Annotated in this window: 22 protein-coding genes and 3 pseudogenes; 19 read left to right on the top strand and 6 right to left on the bottom strand. The window is 40.0% G+C overall.

The genetic code is table 11. The features are described 5' to 3' along the window. Nucleotides 1-72: 72 nt before the first annotated feature. Both P4S61_RS14060 and P4S61_RS14065 read right to left on the bottom strand, forming a co-directional pair. A complete protein-coding gene (locus P4S61_RS14060; RefSeq protein ID WP_337118492.1) occupies nucleotides 73-1,527 on the bottom strand; it encodes a dihydrolipoyl dehydrogenase in 1,455 nt (484 codons plus the stop codon). Nucleotides 1,528-1,652: 125 nt separating this feature from the next. After that, the gene (locus P4S61_RS14065) at nucleotides 1,653-2,381 is read right to left on the bottom strand and encodes a glutathione peroxidase (RefSeq protein ID WP_145239576.1); all 729 of its coding nucleotides are present in this window, start codon (nucleotides 2,379-2,381) and stop codon (nucleotides 1,653-1,655) included. Between the two features lie 114 nt (nucleotides 2,382-2,495). Here P4S61_RS14065 and P4S61_RS14070 point away from each other — a divergent pair. Beyond that, nucleotides 2,496-3,399: pseudogene (locus P4S61_RS14070) on the top strand (LysR substrate-binding domain-containing protein). Here P4S61_RS14070 and P4S61_RS14075 read toward each other — a convergent pair. After that, nucleotides 3,383-4,576 carry a flagellar assembly protein FlgT gene (locus P4S61_RS14075; protein ID WP_145239570.1) on the bottom strand — a complete coding sequence of 398 codons (1,194 nt, stop codon included), beginning with the start codon at nucleotides 4,574-4,576 and terminating at the stop codon, nucleotides 3,383-3,385. The pseudogene P4S61_RS14070 and the gene P4S61_RS14075 overlap by 17 nt on opposite strands. Nucleotides 4,577-4,738: 162 nt before the next feature. Between P4S61_RS14075 and P4S61_RS14080 the strand changes: the two genes are divergently transcribed. Continuing rightward, complete coding sequence (locus P4S61_RS14080; RefSeq protein ID WP_145239567.1) at nucleotides 4,739-5,197, top strand: LPP20 family lipoprotein; 459 nt, start codon at nucleotides 4,739-4,741, stop codon at nucleotides 5,195-5,197. Nucleotides 5,198-5,686: 489 nt separating this feature from the next. On the opposite strand, the gene flgN is transcribed toward P4S61_RS14080, so the two are convergent. The 3 genes from flgN to flgA all read right to left on the bottom strand — a co-directional run bounded on the left by flgN (nucleotide 5,687) and on the right by flgA (nucleotide 7,211). Further along, a complete protein-coding gene (gene flgN / locus P4S61_RS14085) occupies nucleotides 5,687-6,118 on the bottom strand; it encodes a flagellar protein FlgN (protein ID WP_145239564.1) in 432 nt (143 codons plus the stop codon). Further along, nucleotides 6,111-6,425 carry a flagellar biosynthesis anti-sigma factor FlgM gene (gene flgM, locus P4S61_RS14090; protein WP_145239561.1) on the bottom strand — a complete coding sequence of 105 codons (315 nt, stop codon included), beginning with the start codon at nucleotides 6,423-6,425 and terminating at the stop codon, nucleotides 6,111-6,113. The genes flgN and flgM overlap by 8 nt, the downstream gene beginning before the upstream one ends. A 78-nt stretch (nucleotides 6,426-6,503) precedes the next feature. After that, nucleotides 6,504-7,211, bottom strand: a complete 708-nt coding sequence (gene flgA / locus P4S61_RS14095; RefSeq protein ID WP_145239558.1) for a flagellar basal body P-ring formation chaperone FlgA — start codon at nucleotides 7,209-7,211, stop codon at nucleotides 6,504-6,506. Between the two features lie 141 nt (nucleotides 7,212-7,352). Here flgA and P4S61_RS14100 point away from each other — a divergent pair, with 141 nt between their 5' ends. The 17 genes and pseudogenes from P4S61_RS14100 (at nucleotide 7,353) to P4S61_RS14180 (ending at nucleotide 24,632) form a co-directional block, all read left to right on the top strand. Next, a complete protein-coding gene (locus tag P4S61_RS14100) occupies nucleotides 7,353-8,285 on the top strand; it encodes a chemotaxis protein (RefSeq protein WP_145239555.1) in 933 nt (310 codons plus the stop codon). 20 nt (nucleotides 8,286-8,305) lie between these two features. Further along, a pseudogene (locus P4S61_RS14105) lies at nucleotides 8,306-9,135 on the top strand (CheR family methyltransferase). A gap of 200 nt (nucleotides 9,136-9,335) precedes the next feature. Next, nucleotides 9,336-9,746 (top strand): flagellar basal body rod protein FlgB, encoded by a 411-nt coding sequence (gene flgB / locus P4S61_RS14110; protein ID WP_145239549.1) that lies wholly within the window; start codon nucleotides 9,336-9,338, stop codon nucleotides 9,744-9,746. A 2-nt stretch (nucleotides 9,747-9,748) separates the two neighbouring features. Next, nucleotides 9,749-10,180: a flagellar basal body rod protein FlgC gene (flgC, locus tag P4S61_RS14115; RefSeq protein ID WP_145239546.1), complete on the top strand. Its 432-nt coding sequence runs from the start codon at nucleotides 9,749-9,751 to the stop codon at nucleotides 10,178-10,180. A gap of 13 nt (nucleotides 10,181-10,193) precedes the next feature. After that, nucleotides 10,194-10,874 carry a flagellar hook assembly protein FlgD gene (locus P4S61_RS14120; RefSeq protein WP_145239543.1) on the top strand — a complete coding sequence of 227 codons (681 nt, stop codon included), beginning with the start codon at nucleotides 10,194-10,196 and terminating at the stop codon, nucleotides 10,872-10,874. A 55-nt stretch (nucleotides 10,875-10,929) separates the two neighbouring features. Then, a complete protein-coding gene (gene flgE, locus P4S61_RS14125) occupies nucleotides 10,930-12,297 on the top strand; it encodes a flagellar hook protein FlgE (protein ID WP_145239540.1) in 1,368 nt (455 codons plus the stop codon). 159 nt (nucleotides 12,298-12,456) lie between these two features. After that, entirely contained in the window at nucleotides 12,457-13,221 is a 765-nt protein-coding gene (locus P4S61_RS14130; protein WP_145239537.1) for a flagellar basal body rod protein FlgF, read from the top strand. Nucleotides 13,222-13,242: 21 nt separating this feature from the next. After that, complete coding sequence (gene flgG / locus P4S61_RS14135; RefSeq protein WP_145239534.1) at nucleotides 13,243-14,031, top strand: flagellar basal-body rod protein FlgG; 789 nt, start codon at nucleotides 13,243-13,245, stop codon at nucleotides 14,029-14,031. A gap of 18 nt (nucleotides 14,032-14,049) precedes the next feature. Continuing rightward, complete coding sequence (gene flgH, locus P4S61_RS14140) at nucleotides 14,050-14,733, top strand: flagellar basal body L-ring protein FlgH (protein WP_145239531.1); 684 nt, start codon at nucleotides 14,050-14,052, stop codon at nucleotides 14,731-14,733. 11 nt (nucleotides 14,734-14,744) lie between these two features. Beyond that, nucleotides 14,745-15,839 carry a flagellar basal body P-ring protein FlgI gene (locus P4S61_RS14145; RefSeq protein ID WP_145239528.1) on the top strand — a complete coding sequence of 365 codons (1,095 nt, stop codon included), beginning with the start codon at nucleotides 14,745-14,747 and terminating at the stop codon, nucleotides 15,837-15,839. Nucleotides 15,840-16,097: 258 nt separating this feature from the next. Continuing rightward, nucleotides 16,098-17,065: pseudogene (flgJ, locus tag P4S61_RS14150) on the top strand (flagellar assembly peptidoglycan hydrolase FlgJ). A gap of 1 nt (nucleotide 17,066) precedes the next feature. Further along, entirely contained in the window at nucleotides 17,067-19,073 is a 2,007-nt protein-coding gene (gene flgK, locus P4S61_RS14155; RefSeq protein WP_145239522.1) for a flagellar hook-associated protein FlgK, read from the top strand. A 2-nt stretch (nucleotides 19,074-19,075) separates the two neighbouring features. Then, complete coding sequence (gene flgL / locus P4S61_RS14160) at nucleotides 19,076-20,308, top strand: flagellar hook-associated protein FlgL (RefSeq protein ID WP_337118494.1); 1,233 nt, start codon at nucleotides 19,076-19,078, stop codon at nucleotides 20,306-20,308. A gap of 336 nt (nucleotides 20,309-20,644) precedes the next feature. Continuing rightward, complete coding sequence (locus tag P4S61_RS14165; protein WP_337118495.1) at nucleotides 20,645-21,607, top strand: flagellin N-terminal helical domain-containing protein; 963 nt, start codon at nucleotides 20,645-20,647, stop codon at nucleotides 21,605-21,607. Between the two features lie 416 nt (nucleotides 21,608-22,023). Next, nucleotides 22,024-22,992 (top strand): flagellin N-terminal helical domain-containing protein, encoded by a 969-nt coding sequence (locus tag P4S61_RS14170; protein ID WP_337118496.1) that lies wholly within the window; start codon nucleotides 22,024-22,026, stop codon nucleotides 22,990-22,992. Nucleotides 22,993-23,157: 165 nt separating this feature from the next. Then, nucleotides 23,158-24,120 (top strand): flagellin N-terminal helical domain-containing protein, encoded by a 963-nt coding sequence (locus P4S61_RS14175; RefSeq protein ID WP_149981562.1) that lies wholly within the window; start codon nucleotides 23,158-23,160, stop codon nucleotides 24,118-24,120. 77 nt (nucleotides 24,121-24,197) lie between these two features. Then, on the top strand, nucleotides 24,198-24,632 hold the full coding sequence (locus P4S61_RS14180; RefSeq protein ID WP_149981560.1) for a flagellar protein FlaG: 435 nt from the start codon (nucleotides 24,198-24,200) through the stop codon (nucleotides 24,630-24,632). Nucleotides 24,633-24,641: the final 9 nt, after the last annotated feature.

The following is a 24,641-nucleotide window of genomic DNA, read 5'->3' on the forward strand; positions in this document are numbered from 1 at the left end:
CTAGCAAACTAGCAAACTAGCAAACTAGCAAACTAGCAAACTAGCAAACTAGCAAACTAGCAAACTAGCAAACTAGCTTCTAATTTCCCGGCCACATTCCATACATTGATTAATGATGTCTGGGCCAAATTTAAGCTTGGCGTTTAAATCACGCAGTGCGGTACGTAGGCCTTCTTCTATCACTGGGTGATAAAATGGCATGTCGAGCATTTGTGGTACAGTCATTTTGTTTTGTACAGCCCATGCCAGTAGGTGGGCGATATGCTCAGCTTGCGGGCCAATAAACTCAGCACCTAAAAATAAGCCTGTGCCTTGCTCTGCGTATAAACGCATATGACCTTTATTTTTCAGCATTACGCGGCTGCGGCCTTGGTTTTCAAAGCTGACTTCACCAACTTCAAAACAACCACACTCACCATAACGAGCCGTTATTTGTTTGTACGTTTCACCGACCATAGCAATTTGTGGGTCGCTGAAAACGGCTGCAATTGGCGCTCGGCGCAGGCCAATACGTACATCAGGAAAACGGCCTGCATTTTGCCCTGCGATGGAGCCTTGGTCGCTCGCTTCGTGCAGCAGTGGGATCATGTTACTGGCGTCTCCGGCGATAAATATATTGGAGTCGCCACATTGCATTGTGTGTTTATCAGCGATTGGTACGCCACGTTCATCAAGCTTAATGCCGGTGTTTTCAAGACCGAGTTTGTCGGTGTTTGGTACGCGGCCCGTCGCGGCAAGTACGTAATCAAATTGCTCGGTTTGTTTGTTGCCGTTTTTGTCTACATAGGTAAGCTGCGCTTTATCGCCTACTTGTTTCATATCGGATACGTTTGAATCGGTATCGACAAAAAACTCTTCAGCAAATACGGTATTTGCGTAGTCTTTTATAACTGGGTCGGTAATTGGGCCAATCGCGCCACCCACACCAAATAGTTTTACCTTAACACCTAAGCGATGCAACGCTTGGCCAATTTCGAGGCCAATAACACCAGGGCCAAATACAGCAACTGACTCTGGCAAGTCTTGCCAATCGAAAACGTCATCGTTAATTATTAATCTGTCGCCAAAGTTATTAAATACGCCAGGGTAGGCAGGACGTGAGCCAGTGGCAATAACAAAACGCTTAGCGGTAATAATTGTATGGTCGTCAATTTGTACGCGATTGGTATCTAAAAACTTAGCATAACCTACAATTTTGTCATCAGCGGGTAACTCGTCTACGGCCTCAACCACAAAGCCTGCAAAGCGGTCGCGCTCGTTACGTACGCGCGCCATTACTTCAACACCGTTTATAGTTGGTTTTGAGCTGTGCACACCAAAGGCTGGCGCGACGTCAATTGCGTGGGCGGCTTCTGCGGCAGCAATCAGTAATTTACTTGGCATACAACCAACACGCGCACAGGTTGTGCCGTATGGGCCTGCTTCAATCATTAATACGTTAGACGTGTGTTGTTTTGCATTGCGGTAAGCGCTTAAACCTGCGGTGCCAGCACCTATTACAACAACGTCTGTGTTTAGTTCTTTCATGGTGATGTCCTCAATACCAATTTTATTAAAAAACTGGTTCATAAATAAGTTAATAAAATGGGTACGTAAAAAGGTAAAAGTAGGGGCATTAATGCCCCTAATTATGTGCTTAAGGTATTAGTTAATTAAGCAAAGTATTTTTCTAAATCGTCAGAGCCACCAATGTGCTTACCGCCGATAAATACTTGTGGCACGGTCTCACGGCCTGAAATAGCTTTTAGGCTAGTCAGTGATGCGCCAGCACCCATAGTGATTTCTTCGTATACTAGGCCTTTCTCTGTTAATAATGCTTTCGCTTTTTTACAGAAAGGGCAGCCAGGTTTAGTGAAAATGCTCACCGGCTCTGGTTTAACTTGTTTCGGGTTGATGTAATCAAGCATAGTGTCTGCATCTGATACTTCAAACGGGTCGCCAGGTAAATCTGGTTCGATGAACATTTTTTCAATTACGCCATCTTTAACCAGCATAGAGTATCTCCAGCTGCGTTTGCCAAAACCTAAATCGTTTTTATCAACTAACATGCCCATGCCGTCAGTGAATTCGCCGTTACCGTCTGGTAATAAGGTAATGTTTTGTGCTTCTTGATGCTCAGCCCATGCATTCATTACAAAGGTATCGTTTACTGATAAACACACAATGTCGTCAACGCCGTTTTGTTTAAGTACACCAGCTAATTCGTTGTAGCGTGGTAAGTGAGTTGATGAACAGGTTGGTGTAAATGCACCGGGTAGTGAAAACACAACCACTGTTTTACCTTTAAAAATGTCATCGGTAGTTACTGATTTCCATTCGTCATTTTGACGTGTTGCAAATGTAACCTGTGGAATTGTTTGACCTTCAATATTCTTTAACATGTTTTTTAGTTCCTCTTGATTTGTTGATAGCCATTATGTCGTGAAAGTTATAATAGCTCCAATCGTTTGTTTATATTAGTATGATAGGTATTACCGATTAATTGTGAGTTTGCAGTGAATTTAAAAGATCTTGAATACGTAAAAGCGATTGCGCACTTTAAGCATTTTCGTAAAGCCGCCGATGCATGTTTTGTCAGTCAACCCACTCTCAGTGGACAGGTTAAAAAACTTGAACAAGAGCTTGGTGTTACTTTATTTGACCGCTCCACTAAGCAGGTTACTTTAACGACTCAAGGTGAACGTTTGTTGACACAGATCAAAGTGATCTTAGAGCAAACCCAAATATTAAAAGAGCTAGCAGCAACGTCATCGTCGCCACTACAAGGTAAAGTAAGAATAGGTATTATTCCAACGATTGCACCGTATTTATTACCCACCTTACTCACCTCGATGAAAGAAGCGTTTGCTGATAGCCAATTTGCTTTTGTTGAGATGCAAACCGCGACTATATTAAGCGCACTGGATAACGGTGAGTTAGATATAGCTATATTAGCAGATGTGCCTGAACTTAAACTTTATCATACAGTTAAATTGTATAAAGAAGACTTTTTTGGTCGCTATGTCAGCGCAAAATAGTTTAGCAAAACGCAGTAAAATAGCGTTAGATGAGCTACAAGAGTGCAGTTTATTGATGCTCAGCGATGGTCATTGTTTTAAAGATCAAGCCCAGCAATTTTGTTTTGCCGCTGGGGTTGATGTGTCCAATGAGTACCGAGGTAATAGCTTAGAAACCTTATTAGCATTGGTGGCTATGGATGATGGGGTAACCTTTGTGCCTAAGCTTGCGTGCACAGAGCGTGCAGGTATTAGCTACTTGCCAATCTTCCCAACTCAACAGCGAAGTGTGGTGTTGGCCTGTCGTAAACATTACCCGCATTTAGCGGGCATTGAATTACTTGCTAATTGGCTTATTGAGCACCCAAGCTTACACCAACAATTGACTAAGGCTCTAAATTAGTCAGTTCTACTACATCATTTATTTGAATATTAGGCAGTGGTTGTTGGTCAATACTGACGGCAACCGCACTTTGTTGATATACCTGCTCAACTTGTATTTGATTGAGCGTGGTGATCAGGTGTGGCATTTTATTTCCCGCAGCATCCGTTAAATAGTTATGATGTGCAATATTTAAACGTTGGCCTTTTTCAATACCATGGGCTTTGCCTAAATTAATAATTAGCTTATTGTTTTCTATATGTAGTATTTTACCTTGGGTTTCAAGGCAAGCCATTGCGGCTTGTAAGTCGTAACTAACGGTTTGGTTTATGTCAGCTATATTTTGGCCGTAATCTGAATTCCAAAATTTATCACTAAACACGTCAATAATTGCAGTTTTTTCAAATGGCCAGATAGCTTGACTGCGATAACTTTTTTGCCACATTCGCTCGTAAGTGGTGCCATCAAATAAGGCAAAATCTATTTTATATGAACGTTGGTAGGTTTCGTCCTGCCAAAAAGCATAACTGTTATTGAGTTTATCGCCATTTGAGATATCAACAATTTGACTTAACAATACATACTGAGAATTACTGCGGCTCGATATTTCTTCTAATAGGGCATTACTGTAATCGTATTGTTGATTAAAAAATTCGCCAACGCGGATCGGAAAGTTAAAATAGGCAGTTGGTTTAGCATTCATAGCTGATTGATTTAACGTTTTGTAGAGTGCTTCGCTGGTGGCTTTGTTAATGTCAAATATTTGACCCATCTTCGCTTGTTCGCGATTATTTAATTGTGTTTGGGTGATCGCAACAAATTTAGTAAATTGGTTCGCAGGGCAGTGTTCTTGTTGAGGGAAGATATCTAAGCGCAAAGTAATTGCAAATTGATCGGCTTTACGATCTTCGCTGATCATCTCTATCTTTTGAATTTCGCCATGGCTGTTTATTTTTAGCTGATCTTGAGTTAACACCCCATCTACTAAGGTTTGCATTGAGCTGACGCGTGCCCCTGAGAACACTAAAGCTTGGGTGATAGCATCTTTTATTGCCGCCGATTTTGCCGCACTTATATCATCATTTTTAATGCTTGCATGGCCGGTTGATTCATACCATTGAGCAACTGTATGGGAGGAAAATAGGCTAATACTCAGCCAACTGCTGGCGATTACTACCATTGATAAAATTCGCTTCATTACCCTGACCCCATGAATATACATTTGCTATTAATAGTGACAGAGCAAGGACTGTACCAATTGTTTTGTAAGGTTGCTTTAAAACCGTCATAGCAGTTAATTATGGCATTGATCGTGCATTGAGTTAGTTATTAATGTCTCTTTTAAAGCGTGAGAAAAGCCATGCGTATTGTGATTTCAATTTGTATATTAGCAAGCTTAGGTCTAGCTGGCTGTAGCAGTATTTTTGATAAACATGTGGAATATAAGTATATTGAGCCAGATAACTACCCAATTCTAAAAGCCGTGGGTTATGCGCCGATCAGTGCGCAACCAGGTGATAACCAATCACAACGCTCATTAATGGCGATTAAAGCATCAAAACTAGAAGCGTATCGTGAGCTTGCAGAGCAAGTATATGGGCAAAAAATTACCGCAGGTACCACAGTGCAAGGCAGTATTGCACAAAACGATCACTTGCAAGGGCAAGTACAAGGGATTATTAAAGGCGCACAAGTAATTAAAACCTATGCCGTAGGTGATACCTATGCCACTGAGTTACAACTTGATATGAAGCGGGTGCATGATTTATACATAGGTGAAATTAAACCACGCGAAGTTAAAAAAGTAACTTATTACTAAAACGCTTGATCTAATAAATTCGTTGTTATTTACGTTAGTAACTAACAAAATACACGCTAAAATATCTCACAGTGAATACTTCAGTGCTATGCTTTATTTAATGTTTTTATTGAATAAAGCTTGTGGCACGTAAAAAAATAACTCGGTTTTTATTAATATACTTATGGTCGCGTCAGTGAGCGTTTTACACTTTGGCTGCGTGCTTTTGCGAAAGTTTAGTAACTGCCCGTTACTGCATTTTGCGCTATTGTTTATATTAGTTACCAGTGTGGTTTTTGCCGATCGTCTCCCCAGCCAGTTTAATGTCTTTTTAGAAAAAATGAACCTGCAATTTGGACCAACGCGCGTAGCGATAGCACGTAATTGGCAAACGATGTTGGTTCAGTCACAGAATCAAACTGGCAATAAAAGTATCTAGCGAAAGGTAGCTATAAATGCAGGGTAAATCAATTAATCAGAAGTAGGCACAGGTGAAGCTCAAAGAAGGGGTTATGCTTTTAAGTTATGGACAATTTTACTGTTACCGTGAACAACACTACCACCTTGGTCATATGTTGTAGAGGTTGGCACACCAATTAAAATGTCTTTTAATTGTTTGACGGTTAATTGTGCATGGTGGGCTGCATGAGCATTAACATCATTTTTCTTTTTACATGACTCTAATAATTTACGCACATCACTAATTAAGTTTGTCACTTCGTCAGATTCAACGTCATTATTTGCAAGTAAGGTTTTGAGCTCTTTGTCTAAAGTTTGAATTTGACTCAAAAATGCAAGTTTTTGTTTCGCGACATCTTTTAGACCCTCACCACGACGGGAAGCTATAGCGGTTAATTCATCTTCTAAGATATCAGCAAGGGATGTTAAGCAATTTAGCTGCATAACAAGTTTAGAACTGATCAGACTGTTGTGATCAGCCATACACATCAAACTCAAATGCAGCGATATTTTTTGCTAACTTTTCAGCATCAATCTGATATTTACCTTCAGTAATTGCTTTTTTTAGCTCAGCCACTTTGTTGCTATCAAAACCAGAAGACTGCTGTGCTTTGTCTTGCAAAGATTTTAACTGTTGCGCTTGTGGTGTTAAGCTTACTGAATCAGCAGTCGCTTTTGGCGTAGTTGCTTGCGCAGTATTAGCATTATTGTTTTGTAAATCAACTTTTTGCTGTTTTGCATTGGTCAACACATTAGCCTGTTGCTGACCTTTATTTACTTGGCTTACCATGATTTCAACCTATACATTATCCAACACATGCCTTGTTATCGGCAACCATGCTAGAAACTTTAGCATAAATACGAAAGTTTAAATAATTACCTGCACAGACTCAACACCGTCAACACGGGCATTTAAAACTTTCCCTGATTTTGCATTTTTAACTTTTACTTGCTCCCCTAAAGTACCATCTTCTAGGGCTAAACCGGAAGTTTTTATTTTCAATCCTCGAATTATTGCGAAAATAGTGACATTATCCCCTTTGCAGACCATACAGATTTGATTTAAAGCAACAGGGTAACCACTGCGGATATTGCGTTTGCTGCGGCTACCAATCAACAGTTCTTCATCTTGTAAGTACTGTGCTCTTACGAAATGTTTTGGTTTCATAATCAAACGTAAATGATGGGGTTCGATAACTTCACCCCGACTTAAATTTTCAGTGGCTATAATCACAGGGGATAGTTCAATCATACGTACATGAACATATTGACTCCAACCATTTAGGTCATCACATTTTATTTGTACGGTTATTTGGCGATTAAATGGCGGCTCAGTAGGAATATTAAATGCAAGGTCGCTGTTACAGCCACGATCTGGGATCCGGCTATCCAATGTTAAGGCGTTGAGTTCCTTATCATCGGCAGTATTAGGGTCTAGTTGATCATAGACATGAGATACAGCAAGTTCTTGCAATTGTTCTTTGCTATATGTTTGCGCATACAGTGGAGTTACTAGGCATAAGCTAGCAAGAAAATAAAAAACACTGTATCTTCGGCTTTTTTTTAACAAACTCATAATGTTTCGACTATGCTTATGGTTGAAAACAGGGTATAAATATTTAGCGTCAATAAACAGACGCTCCCGTGTAGTTATGTAGCTTTACATAAAGAAAGCAATTATTGTTCCGTTCTTATTCGCTTTCTTCAGGAGATTGAAATGGCAGGCATTTTAGACTCAGTTAACCAACGCACTCAATTGGTTGGGCAAAACCGTCTTGAATTATTATTATTCAAGCTAAGAGGGCGGCAGCGCTTTGGCATCAATGTGTTTAAAGTGAGAGAAGTACTGCAATGCCCTCCTTTGACAAACATGCCAAAGTCAAATGCGTATATAAGAGGTGTCGCACATATACGCGGGCAAACTATTTCTGTTATCGATTTATCGATGGCCGTGGGTGGTCCTGCGATCGAAAATATTAAAGATAGTTTTATAATCATTGCTGAATATAACCGTTCCGTACAAGGGTTTTTGGTTGGTGGCGTTGAGCGAATCGTTAATATGAATTGGGAGAAAATAATGCCGCCACCGTCAGGAGCTGGCAGATATTCATATTTAACTGCAGTGACAGAAATTGAAAACGAGTTAGTCGAAATTCTTGATGTAGAAAAAATATTAAACGAAATTTGCCCGGTGAATACCGAAGTCAGTGCTGCAATAGCTAATGATGGTGAAATTCAAAAAGACTTAGGTGAGCGCATTGTGTTTATTGCCGATGACTCTGCCGTTGCTCGTAATCAAGTCAAACGTGCATTAGAGCCGTTAGGCGTGCAAACAGAGCTGGCTAAAAATGGTAAAGAAGCATTAATACGCCTTCGTGAGATTGCTGCACTTGATTGTAAGCATGATATTACCGAGCGAGTAGGATTGTTGATTTCTGATGTTGAAATGCCAGAAATGGATGGTTATACCCTAACCGCTGAAATAAAAGCAGATCCAAAGTTAGCCCCCTTACATGTTATTTTACATACATCGCTCAGTGGTGTATTCAATCAAGCGATGATTGAAAAAGTGGGTGCTGATGACTTTATAGCTAAGTTCAATCCGGATGAGTTAGCTACAGCAGTGAAAAAATGGGTTCATTGTGACTAATTTGAAAAGGCGGTGTTACTTTGGAAAATAAGCATTTACAGCAAAGCGAGTACGATCAGTTTCGCTCTTTTTAGAGCAACAATGTGGCATTGTTCTGGGAGATAATAAGCTTTATTTAGTCAAAAGCAGGCTTGCTCCGCTAATGGTTCGTTTTAATGTTGAATCATTGTCACAATTGGTTAGTAAAACACTGAGTCCGCATGAGCGGCAGTTACGTGCCGCAGTCGTTGATGCTATGACGACCAATGAAACTTTATGGTTTCGGGATCAATACCCGTTTGAACTATTGCAAAGTAAGTTATTTCCGGAACATAAAGAGTTACGTCGTCCGTTGAAAATTTGGTCTGCGGCAAGTTCCTCTGGACAAGAGCCATATTCTATTGCTATGTCGGTTGCTGAGTTTCAAGCTAAACAGCCGGGTGTATTAAAAATGGGCGCGCAGATAATCGGCACTGATATTTCTAATACTATGTTAGATATGTGTAAGCATGCAGAATATGACTCCCTTGCTCTAGCTAGAGGGCTGTCGGTAGAGCGCAGGAAAAAGTTCTTTAAAGATAGTGGCAACGGCATGGCGCAAGTAAACGACTCAATAAAAAAATTAGTGAGTTTTAGACATCTTAACTTATTAGATTCATACGCGCTAATGGGCAAGTTTGATATTATTTTTTGCCGCAACGTGCTGATTTATTTCGCACCAGAGGTTAAAGCCAAAATTATTGCTCAGTTTGCTCAAGCACTAAATCCTAAAGGGTATTTATTTTTAGGCGCATCAGAGTCTATGTCAGGGTTAAGTGACGAATTTGACATGGTACGCTGTAATCCAGGTATTATTTATCAAAAGAAATAGCTTACCAGCGTATTTAACGCGCTAAAACACAAGTTACTCAAATCTCATCGGTGGTAAAACCGAATCTTGAATACTATAAAACGATGTGGCTCCACATCGTTTTTCTTTTTAAATCAAATAATTAAACGAACCATAAAACATCAACCTAATTGGCTCAACTTTTGCATTAATCATCTTAAGTCAATTTTTTGGAGATGGTTATGGCTATCAGTTTTGATAAAGCATTTGGGGTTCATCCTCATGCAATGTTGATCCGTTCGCAACGTGCTGAGTTATTAGCAACCAATATCGCTAATGCTGATACGCCGGGCTATAAAGCGAAAGACATCGACTTTGCCTCAGCATTGAAAGCGGCAAAAAGCCACCAACAAGGCGGCAATAACATGGTAACAACTAACCCAAACCACATTGCCGGTGGCAGTCGTTATGTTGGTAATAGTGAAATGTTTCGCTCGCCAAATCAAGCAGATACAGGTGATGGCAACTCGGTTGATATACAAGTGGAACGAAACTTGTATACAAAGAACTCATTAGAGTATCAGGCAAGCCTGCAATTTATGAGTAGTAAAATTAAAGGCCTTAAAAAAGCCCTCGGTAGTCAAGGAGCCTAAGCATGAGTTTATATAACGTTTTTGATATTTCAGGTAGTGGTATGAGTGCGCAAAATGTGCGTTTGAACACAACCGCGAGTAATATTTCAAATGCTAATAGCATTAGCTCAAGCCAAGACAAAACTTACCGGGCGCGCCACCCTGTTTTTGCAGCTGAACTGATGAAAGCATCAGAATCAAGCGGTAATGTTCAGGGGTCGTCTGTTGGCGTTAAAGTGTTAGGTATTGTAGAGAGTAATAAACCATTACAAATTGAATATAACCCTAATCATCCTAGTGCGGATGAAAACGGTTATATCTACAAACCTAACGTTAATGTCGTTGAAGAAATGGCTAATATGATTTCTGCCTCACGCTCTTATCAAACCAATGTGCAAGTTGCTGATGCAGCGAAGCAAATGTTAAGTAAAACACTGTTGCTTGGGCAGCGGTAATTGAGGAAAGATTATGAGTAACGATATCAGCAGCACATCGTCAACTTATTTAGATTCGATTAAGTGGCAAGATAAACAGGTTAGCAGTGATAAGAAAAGTGATGCGTTAACCCAAGAAGATTTCTTCTCATTGTTAACACAGCAACTGTCGTTTCAAGATCCCAGCAAACCAGCTGACAATGATCAAATGATCGCGCAGATGACAAGTTTCACCATGGCTGAAGGTATCTCAAACCTTAATAGTAATTTTCAGTCATTAGCCGCATCGATGACATCTAACTCAGCACTACAAGCATCGACTTTAGTGGGTAAACAAGCATTACTAGAGTCTAATACATTAGACCTAAACGATGTTGGTAGCGCTAAAGGAACCGTGGTTGCAGAAGAGCCTGTAGAAAACTTATTTCTACGAATTGAAGATTCATCTGGTCAGTTGGTGCGTAGTATTGATTTAGGTGCGCAATCAGCGGGCGCTGTCCGTTTCGAGTGGGACGGCATGAATGATAATAAAGAACGTTTACCACCAGGTGAATATAAAATTAAAGCTGAAGGGCAGTTAAATGGTGAGTACACGGCTTTACCTATAGCTACTTTTAAGAATATCGAGAGTGTTAATATTAATGGTGCAAACGGCATTATTATAAACACTAAAGAAGGTGCGGTTAGGCTAGCTGACGTTGCAGAAATCGCGTAAAAATTTTAATTATTAGTTAGCCACAGGCTAAACATTGACAGATTAGAGGTGAATTATGAGCTTCAATATTGCATTAACTGGCATTGCTGCCGCACAAAAAGACTTAGATGTAACAGCAAATAATATTGCTAACGTAAATACGGTAGGCTTTAAAGAGTCACGTGCTGAATTTGCTGATGTATACGCATCTTCGGTATTTAGTTCAGGCAAGACAAAAAATGGTGATGGTGTACAGACAACTATGGTGGCACAACAGTTTCACCAAGGTTCACTAAAGTTCACTCAAAACTCATTAGATTTAGCTATCACAGGTGAAGGTTACTTTGCCATGAGCCAAGATTTAGGGGCACAAGATTTTACTTATTCGCGTGCAGGCGCATTTAAACTTAATAAAGATAACTTTATTGTTGATGCTAAAGGCAATTACTTGCAGGGTTTTCCTGTTGATGAAGCTACAGGTGATACAACATCGGTAAGTTTAAGCACGTCATCAGCGTTACAGATCCCTGATTCATCAGGATCACCGCGAGCTACGACGAATGTTTACTCGTCGTTTAACTTAGACTCGCGTGCAACCTCGCCGTCAATAACTACTTTTGATCCTACAACGAGCGCATCATATAATAGCTCAACATCAACAACAGTATACGACTCGTTAGGTGAGCCGCATGTTTTACAGTTTTTCTTTGTTAAAACAAATTCTACAGTAACGGGTAATGACAATGAGTGGCAAACTTATGCGACCTTAGATGAAAAGCCATTTAGCCCTGCAGGTGTTCAAGAGACTGCTCCTCCTTACACACCATTATCAACCTTTCAGTTTGATTCTAGTGGTAAGCCATTAAACACAGATGGTGTCGCGAATACAGATAACACATTCAATCCATTAGCAATACCAAGCGGTGCTGGTGCGGCAGTAGGGCTATCTGATTTATTAACAAATGGTGCCAGCTTCCCTGAAAATGTTACTGTTAATTGGCGCGATGAAGCGGCCACCGATAATAAAGTCCCGACTCAATATGCTAGTCGTTTTGAAGTTAAAGCACTTGAGCAAGATGGTGCTACTGTTGGACGTTTAGCCGGTATTGATATTGGTAGTGATGGTAAGATTGTCGCTTCATACAGTAATGGAGATACCTCATTCTTAGGACAAGTAGCGATGGTGCGCTTTTCTAACTCACAAGGCTTACAACAAGCTGGTGATACAGGTTGGAAAAAAAGTTTGACGTCTGGTGAGCCAATCGCTGGCGAACCAGGTTCTGGTACTTTAGGTTCCATTAACTCTACAGCGCTTGAGCAATCAAACGTGAATTTAACGAATGAACTCGTAGATTTGATCAGTGCACAGCGTAACTTCCAAGCAAACTCACGTGCGCTTGAAGTGAATTCAACACTACAGCAAGCTATTTTGCAGATCCGCTAATCTCGTTCTAATATTTTTTATAATCCGACACCTAGGCTGCTATTTATTAGCAGCCTTTTTTATTTGCGATTGATTATTTTTTGTAACTTATCACGTCAGTTTATTGTGGCACTTATCTTGCATTTGTCATGTTATAGATTTTTAACGTGAGTCGATGTTATGGACAAGATGGTCTACATTGCAGCGTCTGGAGCTAAGCAAAGTTTGCGGGGCCTAGAGCTTAAAGCAAATAATTTAGCAAATGCCAATACCACAGGCTTTAAAGCTGACTTCGCACAAGCGCGTTCGATGCAAGCTTTTGGCGAAGGCCTGCCGACACGTGTATTTACCATGCAAGAGCGGCCTGGTTCCAATATGACTTCCGGCGGTATTGTTGAGACTGGACGTGATCTAGATATTGCTATGAGCGATAAAGGATGGCTTACGGTGCAAGATGCTTCAGGTAATGAGGCATATACAAAAGTCGGTACGTTGAATATCACTCCTGACGGCGCTTTGATCACCAGTCACGGGCGTCAAGTTATTGGCGAAGGTGGACCAATTATTTTGCCATTGCCAGTGGAGAAAATTGAATTTAGTGAAGATGGCTCTATCCAAGTTCGCCCGCAAGGAGCTCCAGCTAACTTTTTAGAAGTTGTTGATCGTTTGAAGGTGATCAAGGCAAATAATTCAGAGCTTGAAAAAGGTAATGATGGCTTATTTCGGCCAAAGCCTGAATTACTGGATAATGATATATGTGGATTTTGTGACATCTCTAATGATGTGAAAGTGATGAGTGGCACTTTGGAAATGTCAAATGTGAATCCGGTACACGAGATGGTAGATATGATAAACCATCAACGCCAATTTGAATTACAAGTTAAGTTAATGAAAACGGCTGAAGAAATTGACGAACGTCAAACTCAATTGCTGCGTATTGTTTAACTTTATTGAGAGGATATTAATATGAATCCTGCATTGTGGATAAGTAAAACGGGGCTTGATGCCCAACAAACTGACATTTCGGTTATCTCAAATAATTTAGCTAATGCCAGTACCGTTGGTTATAAGAAAAGCCGTGCTGTGTTTGAAGATTTACTTTATCAAAATATTAATCAGCCAGGTGGACGTTCATCACAAGATACTGAAATGCCCTCAGGTTTAATGCTTGGTGCTGGTACCAAAGTGGTTGCTAATCAGAAAAACTTTTCTCAAGGCAATATGCTAACCACAGAAAATTCATTGGATTGGATGATATCAGGGCCCGGTTTTTTTGAAGTTTTACAGCCTGATGGCAATATCGCTTACTCTCGAAATGGTCAATTTACCACGGATGAAGACGGCCGTATTGTTACTGCCGGCGCTGGTTTTCCCGTACAGCCAGAAATGAATGTACCTGATGACGCACAGTCCATTACTGTATCGCAAGATGGAGAGGTATCAGTACGTATCTCAGGGCAGCCAGAGAATGTGGTAATAGGTCAGTTAACGATCAGTGATTTTATCAATCCATCAGGTCTAGAGCCGGTAGGTCAAAACTTATATACCGAAACGGCAGTCAGTGGCGCACCTGTGCAAGGTAACCCTGGCCTAGAAGGATTAGGCACTGTTGTGCAAGGTGCACTTGAAACCTCTAACGTAAATGTAACTGAAGAATTAGTTAACCTGATTGAAACTCAACGGATCTATGAAATGAATTCAAAAGTGATTTCAGCGGTTGATGAAATGATGAGTTATATCAGTCAGCAACTTTAATTAATTCGGAGCAAAGTTATGCGTAATTTATCTATAGTCTTAACGGGTGCATTTATATTGAGTGGTTGTATGACAACTCAAAACCACAGCGTGGTTCAAGATGATCCATACTATGCTCCCATGTATCCAGAGCCTGCCGCAGAGCAAATCGTGCCGACAGGCTCATTGTTTGATAGTAATTTATCAAATGATTTATATTCAGATAAAAAAGCCTTACGTACTGGAGATATTATTACAGTTAAGCTGCAAGAATCGACGCAATCATCAAAAGCAGCTAAAACTGAAACGGATAAACAAAGTGATGCCAGCTTAGACCCTGTCATTGGGTTAGGCGGACTACCGGTTAATATTGGTGGTGATAGTATTCAGTTTGGTGTGGGCAGCGGTGCAAAATTCAAAGGTGATACTAAGTCAAACCAATCTAATAGTTTATTTGGTGATATTTCCGTGAATGTTATGCGTGTATTACCTAATGGTAATTTAGTGATCCGTGGTGAAAAATGGCTGACTTTAAACACCGGCGAAGAATTTATTCGTCTGGAAGGACTTGTGCGCCCACAAGATGTTACTGCAGATAATACTGTGACCTCTAATAGAATCGCGAATGCTCGGATTCAATATTCTGGTAAAGGGCAAATGCAAGAGACTCAAACGGCAGGGTGGTTAACTCGATTCTTCACCAGCTCTCTGTTCCCTTTTTAAAGGATGTTGATATGAATAGCTTGAAAGCGTTGCTGTGTATATGTTTATTAAGTTGGCACTTTAGTGCAAGCGCTGAACGTATTAAAGATGTCTCAATGGTTGAAGGCGTTCGCTCAAACCAGCTGGTTGGTTATGGTCTCGTGGTTGGTTTACCTGGCACCGGTGAGCAAAGTCGTTTTACTGAACAAAGCTTTAAAGCCATGCTAAATAGTTTTGGTATTACCATGGCATCGAATTTAAAACCCAAAATCAAAAATGTAGCTGCGGTTGCTGTGCATGCTGAGTTACCTGCATTTAGGAAGCCAGGGCAGACAATCGATATTACTGTATCGTCAATAGGTAGTGCGGGTAGCTTACGTGGCGGAACATTACTACAAACCTTTCTAAAAGGGGTTGATGGGAATACTTATGCTATCGCACAAGGTAGCTTAATTGTTGGTGGATTAGGTGTTGAAGGAGCCGATGGTAGTAAGATCGTAATGAACACGCCTACGGTAGGGCGTATTCCTAATGGCGCAACGGTTGAACGGGCAATTAAAAGTCCTTTTATGCAAGGTGATTACATAACCTTTAATTTAAATCGTCCAGATTTCACTACCGCTAAACGTTTAGAGCAAACTATTAATGAACTTATCGGCCCAGACAGTGCACATGCACTTGATGCCGCTTCAATACGTGTTATTGCACCGCGTGATGCGTCGCAGCGTGTTGCTTATTTATCTACGCTTGAAAATTTAGAGTTTAAACCAGCGGATACTTCGGCAAAAATTATCGTTAATTCACGTACTGGTACCATAGTGATCGGTAAAAATGTAAAGTTACAAGCGGCGGCAATTACCCATGGTGGCTTGACTGTTACGATTGCGGAACAGCAAAATGTATCTCAGCCTAACGCATTAAGTGAAGGGGAAACGGTCGTTACTAATCAAAGTATTATTGATGTTAACGAAGATGATTCTCGAGCCTTTGTATTCAACCCAGGTGTTAGTCTTGACGATTTAGTACGGGCAATTAACGAAGTCGGCGCAGCGCCCGGTGACTTAATGGCAATACTAGAAGCATTAAAAGAAGCGGGGGCCATCAGCGGTCAACTCGTGGTTATTTAACCATATTGACCCCTAAGTTTGCGTTAACTCGCATTTAGGGGGGCTTGACTTGCATAATTAATCAACGCTTTTATACTTTCGCAAACTCGCAAACTCGCAAACTCGCAAACTCGCAAACTCGCAAACTCGCAAACTCGCAAACTCGCAAACTCGCAAACTCGCAAACTCGCAAACTCGCAAACTCGCAAACTCGCAAACTCGCATTGGCTCAATTATTGCATTGTTAATAATATTATTAATCACTGTGTCAAATTGCTGATGGATACTAATCATCTCGATAAACAAAACTTCTTTGATTTAGGCAATCTTAATACGTTACGTCAAGATGCCTTAAAAGTGGTGCCTCACCTGAAGCATCGAAAGAAGCGCTAAAAAAAGCAGCGGCACAATTTGAATCTATTTTTACGCAGATGCTTCTTAAAAGTATGCGTAAAGCAAATGAAGCGTTTGAAGACGAAGACAGTCCTTTTAATTCCAGTGGTGTAAAGTTTTTTGAAGAAATGCATGATCAACAGTTATCAGTTGATTTATCTTCAAAAGGGTCATTGGGTTTAGCCGATCTCATAGTGCAACAACTTTCTCCTGATGGAAAAAACTTTACCCCTAGTTCAGTGCTGCGTACTGTTGATGATTTTACCAGTGATCAGCGTGCAACAGGTACGAATACTGAAAACACGGCTGACACCAAGGCTGTTAATAGCAGCCCATCAACAGCGCAAAAACCTCAGTTTGAAAATGCAGAAGATTTTATTAGTAGTGTTTGGGAGCATGCAAAAACAGCAGCTGAAAAAATTGGTTTGAACCCTGCTGTGATGGTTGCACAAGCAGCTCTTGAGACTGGTTGGGGTAAGCATATTATTAATAAAAGTGATGGTAACAGCAGCTTTAACTTATTCAATATCAAATCAGATAGAAGCTGGCAGGGTGAGAAAGCCAATAAAATGACACTCGAATTTGAGCAAGGTACACCAGTAAAAAGACAAGCCAGCTTTAGAGCATATGATTCGATTAAAGACAGCGTGAATGACTTTGTGCAGTTTTTAACGGAAAACCCACGCTACCAAGAAGCATTACAAAATACCGCAAAACCGGCCGCTTTTTTAGACTCTTTACAAAAAGCAGGTTATGCCACAGACCCCAATTATGCCGAAAAAATTAAGCAAGTACTTAATCGTACAGAACTTAAAACACTGGCGACAACATTGGTTCGCCAAGGAGTAAATTAAGATGTCGTTTAATTTATTAGACATTGCAAATTCAGGCGTTCGCGCTAATTCAGAATTGCTACAAACGACCAGTAAAAACATTGCCAATATAAATACAGTTGGTTATGTACGTGAGCGTACAGAGCATATGACCATGATCGACAATCAAGTTGGTCGTGGTGAAACATATCGATTATTGAATGAATTTGCTCAAAAGCAGCTCAATCGCGATACTTCAAATAAAACCTTTTTTGATCAATTTGTTACAGAAGCAGGCCGGGTTGATAGCTTGTTTTCTCAAGAATCCAATAGCTTATCGAGCAGTATGAATTCGTTATTCAACAATGTGCAGGAAAGCTTAAATCAGCCATCATCAACAGTTGCACGTTCGTTGGTTATGACAGATGCAGAAAATTTGATTGATCAAATGGATCGTTTGTCAGGCATTGTATTTGATCAAAAAAACATCGTGAATGAGCAGTTAGAAATTTTTTCTGATGAAGCGAATACATTGATTCAAAATATTAGCAGTTTGAATAAGCAAATAGCTACGGTAAATGGTACGCGCAATGAGGCAAACTCAAGCACCATGTATAACGAGCGAGACCTTGCTATTCGTAAGTTATCGGAATTAATAGATGTAGAGACTCTTGATGGCCCCAACGGTGAAAAGCTGGTATTTATGGGCACCGGTGAATCACTCGTAATGCAAGACGGCGCATTTAATTTGTTTTCGATGGCGGGTGATCCGGATCCTAATTTTAAAGAATTACGTTTAGATATAAATGGCGGCAAAGCTGTGCCGCTTGATGTTGATGTAAGTAAACTTAAAGGTAAGATTGGTGGGTTACTAGCATTTCGTGATGATATTTTAGTGCCAGCACAAAACCAGCTTGGCCAAATGGGGCTTGCAATTGCTGATGCTTTTAACCAACAAAACCGTTTAGGGATGGACGGCAACGGTGAACTTGGTGGGGACATTTTTACAATTCCAACGGTTGGCGGTTACGCCTATCAAGCTAATACAGGTAACTCAAGCATGACGGCTACCCTAGAGCCTGGTAAAGGCAGTGAAATTCCTGCTAGTGACTTTATTGTTACTTATACCAGTGGTACAACGGTAGAAATACAACCTGTCGATAATAAAGGTGAACCATTAGGCTCTCCCTCAACCGCCAATATAGTTGCTGGCGTTATTGATTCATCGACTATGACCGGTGGGGAATCTTTTGGTTTACAATTAAATGTTACAGGAACCGGTAATGTTGGCGATCAATTTGCTGTAAAACTTAATGCAGAGGCTGCATCGAGTTTAACACTTGCCACCGATAGGCCTGAATCGTTAGCGCTTGCTTCACCAATCCGTACGGCTGATAACATAAACAACACTGGCAATGCCAATATTTCAGTAGGTAGTGTAAGTAGTGTGACTTCAGGTGGTTTTACAACTACGACACCTCCGGATCTTGCTAATGGCGATATCACGATAGTGAAAACTGCTAACCCAGATGAATACACAATATCAGATGGGGTCAATACAAGTACTTTTACAGTCACTCCGCCTGCTGAAAATATGCTTTCACAAGCTGGGAATGGTTTCGAATTATATGGCTTTGACTTTAATATTGAAGGCATACCAGCAACAGGCGATAGTTTTACACTGGAGTTTAATGAAGGTGGTTTTGATGATAACCGCAATGGCTTAATGTTGGCTGGGTTACAAAGTGGTGAGTTAGTTCGACAAAATGTGACCACAACTTCAACTGCAGATAATCATAAAACATTTAATCAAGCCTATGCAGGGTTAGTTACTGATATTGGTGTTGTAACCAATCAAGCGAAGACTAATGGCGCTGCTTTTGAGGCATTAGCTCAACAGTCTGAAGCCTGGTATGAGTCACTCTCGGGAGTAAACCTTGATGAAGAAGCAGCCAATTTATTACGTTTTCAACAATCTTATGCGGCGTCTGCACAAGTGCTATCAACAGCCCGTACAATTTTTGATACTTTACTTAATGCTGCGAGGTAATTATGCGTTTATCTAATAATTTGATGTACCAAAACAGTGTTAATTCGATTTTGAATAATCAGCAAAATGTCAATAAAGCACAAGAGCAAGTTAATACCCAAAAGCGAGTGCTTACAGCTTCAGATGATCCATCGGCAACAGCACGGGCGTTACTGTATACCGATCGTATACAAGCGAATGAGCAATACAGTAAAAATATTACTATGCTGACGAGTCGTTTAAATACCCAAGAAAGTGTACTTGAGAATATTAAAGGCTCGCTTGAAAAAGCACATACATTAGCAATTCAAGCTGGTAATGGTGTTTATACAGATATAGATCGTGAAGGTATTGCTGAAGAGATTAAATCTATACAAAGTAGTGTGCTTGATTTAATGAATGCTAAAACTGAAGATGGGAAGTATATATTTTCAGGCTATCAAGATAATACCCAAACCTATTCGCTTGATTCTTCAACTGGCAAATATGTTTATGGTGGCGACCAAGGCCAGCATAAAATTAAAGTAGCGGAAGGAGTTGAAATTAAATCCAGTGATAATGGGGTTGATACGTTTGAAAAGGTCAATGCACGTTTAGACGTCGCCTCGAATGATGGTGTTGCATCAGGAGGGATCACTAGTGCAAAAGTGTATGTGCGTGAACAAGCTCAGTTTGACTCTTTTCATAAAGCAAATTATAACGCTGATCCTGCTGCCGCAGTCGGAGCAAATACGTTTAATATTATAACGACAGCAGGTACACCTAATACTTATCAGGTTGAACAAGGTGGAAGTGTGATCAGCTCTGGCAGCTTTGAGGGATCACAAATTAAATTTGCAGGGTTGGAAATCGACATTAGCCCCGTGGCAAATGGGCAGATAGACTTTACTTTAGAAGCACCGCAAAAAGAAAATATTTTAAACACCTTAAATGATTTGATCGCAGGACTGACTGATCCAACAATTAGCCAAGAAGATTATGAGCAAGTATTGGCAGCGGCCATGATCCAGATCGACAATAGTAAAAATCAGGTCTCTTTAACGCAGGCTGGTTTAGGTGGGCGGTTAAATACAGCTGAAAAAATCACGCAATCTAATAGTGACCTTGATGTAAATAACAAATCTTCTCGTGCAGATTTAATTGAACTCGATATGGCTGAGGCCATTACTGAACTCACGAAGCAAGAAACTGCACTACAAGCCTCGCAGGCAACTTTTGGCCGCTTGGCTAAATTATCACTGTTCGATTACTTATAAGTAAGTAAAGGAGTAAGGCAATATATTGCCTTACTCTCGTATTTCTCCAGCCTTTTAAGATCATCTCCTTACTATTTAACAGCTTAATAATTTCCTGAAGAAAAAGACCTGTACAATAATCTTTTATTCGTTTAATGGAATTCATTAATTAAACAATTTAAAAATTCATTAAATTACAATAGCTTAAAAAATAAAGTTAAAAAAATTAAAAAAAGCTAAAGGATTTTTTTGCTAGACCGATAACTTAATTAACCAAGCAAAGCGTTGTAAATAACAACCACTGCTTAATCTAGTAAGTTTGAGAGTAAATGATAAGTTTACTTCTGGAGAGATATCATGGCTTTATATGTAAATACAAATGTTAGCGCGTTAAACGCACAAAGACAATTAAATAATTCTGGTAATGCACTGGATACATCATTCCAACGTTTATCATCAGGTTTTCGTATTAACAGTGCGAAAGATGATGCGGCTGGCCTACAAATTTCTGACCGTTTAACATCACAAATTAACGGTTTGAACCAAGGTAACCGTAACGCGAACGATGGTATTTCACTAGCACAAACAGCTGAGGGTGCATTAGACGAAGTAACATCAATGTTCCAACGTATCAGAACATTATCACAGCAAGCAGCTAACGGCTCAAATACTGATGAAGACCGTTTAGCGGTGCAAGAAGAGATTCGCTCTCTTTCATCAGAAGTGAATCGTGTTGTTGCAGATACAACGTTTGGTGGTCAAAACCTATTAGATGGTTCTTTCTCGGCTAACTTTCAAGTAGGTGCAGATGCCGTTCAGAATATCAGCTTTAGTATGGCATCGGTTGGTGGTACTGCTAACTCTATCGCAGCTAATGGTGGTTTCACCATGTCAGGTATTGCAGGTGTTGCCAGTGCGGTAACCGGCGCTAGTTTAAGTGCGACAGCTGGAACAATCAGCTCGCAAGTAGGTGTATCAGCAGACCAAACAGCATTTTCATCAGTATTTACTGCTGGTGGTATCAGTGTATCTTCACAGGCTAATGCGCAAGCTGTAATGGCTGGTATGGATTCGCTTATCGCGGTTGTTGATAAAAAACGAGCTGAGCTGGGTGCGGTACAAAATCGTTTTCAGTCAACGATTCGTAACCAATCAAATATCTCAGAGAATCTAAGTGCTGCAAAATCACGTATTAAAGATACTGACTTTGCTCAAGAAACTGCAAACTTAACAAAAATGCAGATTCTACAACAGGCTAGCCAAACAATTCTTAGCCAGGCTAATCAACGTCCACAGGCTGCATTAAGTCTTCTAGGATAATTGGTTGGAAATAGTCAATTAATTGACTAAGAATGTAGCGCCTTTGTTTAATGGGGTATTAACAAAGGCGCTGAAACGGATTGATAAAGCGGAGGCGCTTAAAAATCCTGTATTGTTCTAACATTTGTAAGAACATAAATTATTAAGCATAAAATATGCCAATAATTAAAACCTACTCTCAAACTTATCTTCAAAGGGCCTTATAGGCCCTTTTCTCTTTTTTTCTAATTCAATGCAACTCTATCTATAAAGTTGGCCTAAAGATTGCTCAATACTTATTAAGTTTTTAAATTAACCTGCAAAGTGGCAGTTTATTGCCCGGGCCAATCTTACTTGGCTGCTGTAACTAGTCACTTTGTCAAAACTCCACTCATTTTAGAGTGGCTTTAATTTGACAGATAAGAAGAGAGTTTATTATGGCTTTATTTGTAAATACGAATGTTAGTGCGCTTAATGCGCAAAGACAGCTTGAAAGAACTGGAAACGACTTAGATACTTCCTTTAAACGTTTATCATCTGGTCTGCGTATTAACAGCGCGGCGGATGATGCTGCTGGTTTACAAATATCGGATCGTTTGCAATCGCAAATCTTGGGTTTAAACCAAGGCAACCGTAATGCGAATGACGGTATCTCGCTGGCACAAACGGCTGAAGGTGCGCTTGATGAAATTACTTCTACATTTCAACGTATCCGAACACTTGCTCAGCAATCAGCAAATGGCTCTAATACAGATGAAGATAGGCTCGCTATCCAAGAAGAGATTAGACAGTTATCTGATGAGGTTAACCGAATTGCCACGGACACTACATTCGGTGGTCAAAATTTATTGGATGGCTCTTATTCTGCAAGCTTTCAGGTTGGTGCTGATGCTGTACAGACTATTGGTTTTAGTATGCAGTCTGTTGGCGATACAGCTAATTCTCTTGCTGCTAATGGTGGTTTTACTATATCAGGTGTTGCCGGTGTTGCTTCAGCCGTGGGTGGTAAAGCACTTTCAACGCTCGCAGCTAATGTAAGCTCAGTTGATGGCGCAACGGCATCAACAACATTAGATTTTTCTTCTGTATTTACAGTTGCAGGTATTAGTGTGTCATCACAAGTAAATGCACAGGCTGTGTTTGCGGGTATGGATTCTCTAATAGCGGTGGTTGATAAAAAACGCGCTGAATTAGGTGCGGTACAAAACCGTTTTCAGTCGACAATACGAAATCAAGCTAATATTTCTGAAAATTTAGCCTCTGCTAAATCAAGAATTAAAGATGCTGATTTTGCAATGGAGACAGCTAACTTAACTAAAAACCAAATTTTACAACAAGCGAGCCAAACAATATTAGGCCAAGCAAATCAAAGGCCTCAGGCTGCATTAAGCTTGTTACAGGGTTAAAATAGTATAACGTTGTTAAAAACTTATAAATAAAGCTAAAGTTTCCGTTTTATCTGACGATAACTGACTTAGAGAACTAAAAATCTAGGACTCTCAGTCTGGAGTAATAACAGGGTAGGGGTATCCCGTTGTTATTCTATTTAAAATGATAAAGCGGAGGCTATTATGGCTTTATATGTAAATACTAATGTGAGTTCATTGAACGCACAACGCCAGTTGATGAAATCTGGTAACCAGCTCGATACATCCTTTCAACGTCTATCATCAGGTTTTCGCATTAATAGTGCAAAAGATGATGCTGCAGGCATGCAAATATCTAACCGTTTAACTAGTCAAATAAATGGTTTGAATCAAGGTAACCGAAATGCTAATGATGGGATCTCACTTGCGCAGACTGCTGAAGGCGCACTTGATGAGACTACGTCAATGTTCCAGCGTATTCGTACTCTTGCTCAACAAGCTTCAAACGGTTCAAATACAGATGAAGATCGTTTAGCAGTACAAGAAGAAATTCGTTCATTATCAGAAGAAGTGAATCGTGTTGCTGCAGATACAACATTTGGTGGTCAAAATCTCCTAGATGGTTCATTCTCAGCTAACTTCCAAGTTGGTGCTGATGCTGTACAGAATATTAGCTTTAGTATGGCTTCTGTTGGTGGCACTGCAAACTCGGTTGCGGGTAATAATGGCTTTACTATGTCAGGTATTGCAGGTGTAGCAAGTGCTGTGACAGGTGCAAGCTTAAGTGCTACTGCGGGAACAATTAGTTCGCAGGTTGGTGCTTCAGCTGATAATACCGACTTTGCAACTGTATTTACAGCAAGTGGTATTAGTGTATCTTCTCAAGCTAACGCACAAGCGGTAATGGCTGGTATGGATGCAATGATTGCAGTAGTTGATAAAAAGCGTGCCGAACTCGGTGCTGTGCAAAATCGTTTTCAATCAACTATTCGTAACCAATCTAACATTTCAGAAAACTTGAGTGCTGCTAAGTCACGTATTAAAGATACTGATTTCGCTGCCGAAACAGCTAATTTGACTAAATCTCAAATATTACAACAAGCAAGCCAATCTATTTTGAGTCAAGCAAACCAGCGTCCACAAGTAGCATTATCGTTACTAGGCTAGACGGTTAATTAGGTCATTATTGAGATATTGTCTCGATAATGACTTATACTTTGTTTGTATTTTGAAGGAGAGCTACTATGGCTGACTTAGGTGGAATAATTAAATCGAGTGAAAACTTCACCGCTAATTCATCTTTTACAAATAAAAATGAGTTAAACGAAGCAAGTAAAAAAGCAACTGTTGAAAAAGCTGGTACAAAAATTGCTGGTAGAGAGCCCGCACTTGTTGATAATAGTCAGCAACTTGATTCTGAAAGTGAAAGAAAAGCACTGATCGACGAAGTGAAAGAAAACTTAGAGAAATTAAATAAATATATTCCTGTGACGGCAACAAATTTAAAATTTGAATTTGATGAGCAGGGTGATCCACCAATAATTAAAGTGTTTGATAAAACAAGCGAAGAAGTTATTCGTGAAATTCCAACTGAAGAGTTTAGAGAAGTTGCTAAAGCTTTAGATGAATTTGCCGATAAACTAACTAACAAAGGTTTGTTACTAAATCAAACTGTATAATATTTTTTG

The sequence above is a fragment of the Pseudoalteromonas sp. B160 genome (genome assembly GCF_037162485.1).
In the GTDB taxonomy this organism is placed as follows: domain Bacteria; phylum Pseudomonadota; class Gammaproteobacteria; order Enterobacterales; family Alteromonadaceae; genus Pseudoalteromonas; species Pseudoalteromonas rhizosphaerae.

What these genes read in the sequence shown, in the direction of transcription:
- P4S61_RS14060 (WP_337118492.1), bottom strand. Translation starts at nt 1,527, where the DNA reads ATGAAAGAACTAAACACAGACGTTGTTGTAATAGGTGCTGGCACCGCA.
- P4S61_RS14065 (WP_145239576.1), bottom strand. Translation starts at nt 2,381, where the DNA reads ATGTTAAAGAATATTGAAGGTCAAACAATTCCACAGGTTACATTTGCA.
- P4S61_RS14075 (WP_145239570.1), bottom strand. Translation starts at nt 4,576, where the DNA reads ATGAAGCGAATTTTATCAATGGTAGTAATCGCCAGCAGTTGGCTGAGT.
- P4S61_RS14080 (WP_145239567.1), top strand. Translation starts at nt 4,739, where the DNA reads ATGCGTATTGTGATTTCAATTTGTATATTAGCAAGCTTAGGTCTAGCT.
- flgN (WP_145239564.1), bottom strand. Translation starts at nt 6,118, where the DNA reads ATGGCTGATCACAACAGTCTGATCAGTTCTAAACTTGTTATGCAGCTA.
- flgM (WP_145239561.1), bottom strand. Translation starts at nt 6,425, where the DNA reads ATGGTAAGCCAAGTAAATAAAGGTCAGCAACAGGCTAATGTGTTGACC.
- flgA (WP_145239558.1), bottom strand. Translation starts at nt 7,211, where the DNA reads ATGAGTTTGTTAAAAAAAAGCCGAAGATACAGTGTTTTTTATTTTCTT.
- P4S61_RS14100 (WP_145239555.1), top strand. Translation starts at nt 7,353, where the DNA reads ATGGCAGGCATTTTAGACTCAGTTAACCAACGCACTCAATTGGTTGGG.
- flgB (WP_145239549.1), top strand. Translation starts at nt 9,336, where the DNA reads ATGGCTATCAGTTTTGATAAAGCATTTGGGGTTCATCCTCATGCAATG.
- flgC (WP_145239546.1), top strand. Translation starts at nt 9,749, where the DNA reads ATGAGTTTATATAACGTTTTTGATATTTCAGGTAGTGGTATGAGTGCG.
- P4S61_RS14120 (WP_145239543.1), top strand. Translation starts at nt 10,194, where the DNA reads ATGAGTAACGATATCAGCAGCACATCGTCAACTTATTTAGATTCGATT.
- flgE (WP_145239540.1), top strand. Translation starts at nt 10,930, where the DNA reads ATGAGCTTCAATATTGCATTAACTGGCATTGCTGCCGCACAAAAAGAC.
- P4S61_RS14130 (WP_145239537.1), top strand. Translation starts at nt 12,457, where the DNA reads ATGGACAAGATGGTCTACATTGCAGCGTCTGGAGCTAAGCAAAGTTTG.
- flgG (WP_145239534.1), top strand. Translation starts at nt 13,243, where the DNA reads ATGAATCCTGCATTGTGGATAAGTAAAACGGGGCTTGATGCCCAACAA.
- flgH (WP_145239531.1), top strand. Translation starts at nt 14,050, where the DNA reads ATGCGTAATTTATCTATAGTCTTAACGGGTGCATTTATATTGAGTGGT.
- P4S61_RS14145 (WP_145239528.1), top strand. Translation starts at nt 14,745, where the DNA reads ATGAATAGCTTGAAAGCGTTGCTGTGTATATGTTTATTAAGTTGGCAC.
- flgK (WP_145239522.1), top strand. Translation starts at nt 17,067, where the DNA reads ATGTCGTTTAATTTATTAGACATTGCAAATTCAGGCGTTCGCGCTAAT.
- flgL (WP_337118494.1), top strand. Translation starts at nt 19,076, where the DNA reads ATGCGTTTATCTAATAATTTGATGTACCAAAACAGTGTTAATTCGATT.
- P4S61_RS14165 (WP_337118495.1), top strand. Translation starts at nt 20,645, where the DNA reads ATGGCTTTATATGTAAATACAAATGTTAGCGCGTTAAACGCACAAAGA.
- P4S61_RS14170 (WP_337118496.1), top strand. Translation starts at nt 22,024, where the DNA reads ATGGCTTTATTTGTAAATACGAATGTTAGTGCGCTTAATGCGCAAAGA.
- P4S61_RS14175 (WP_149981562.1), top strand. Translation starts at nt 23,158, where the DNA reads ATGGCTTTATATGTAAATACTAATGTGAGTTCATTGAACGCACAACGC.
- P4S61_RS14180 (WP_149981560.1), top strand. Translation starts at nt 24,198, where the DNA reads ATGGCTGACTTAGGTGGAATAATTAAATCGAGTGAAAACTTCACCGCT.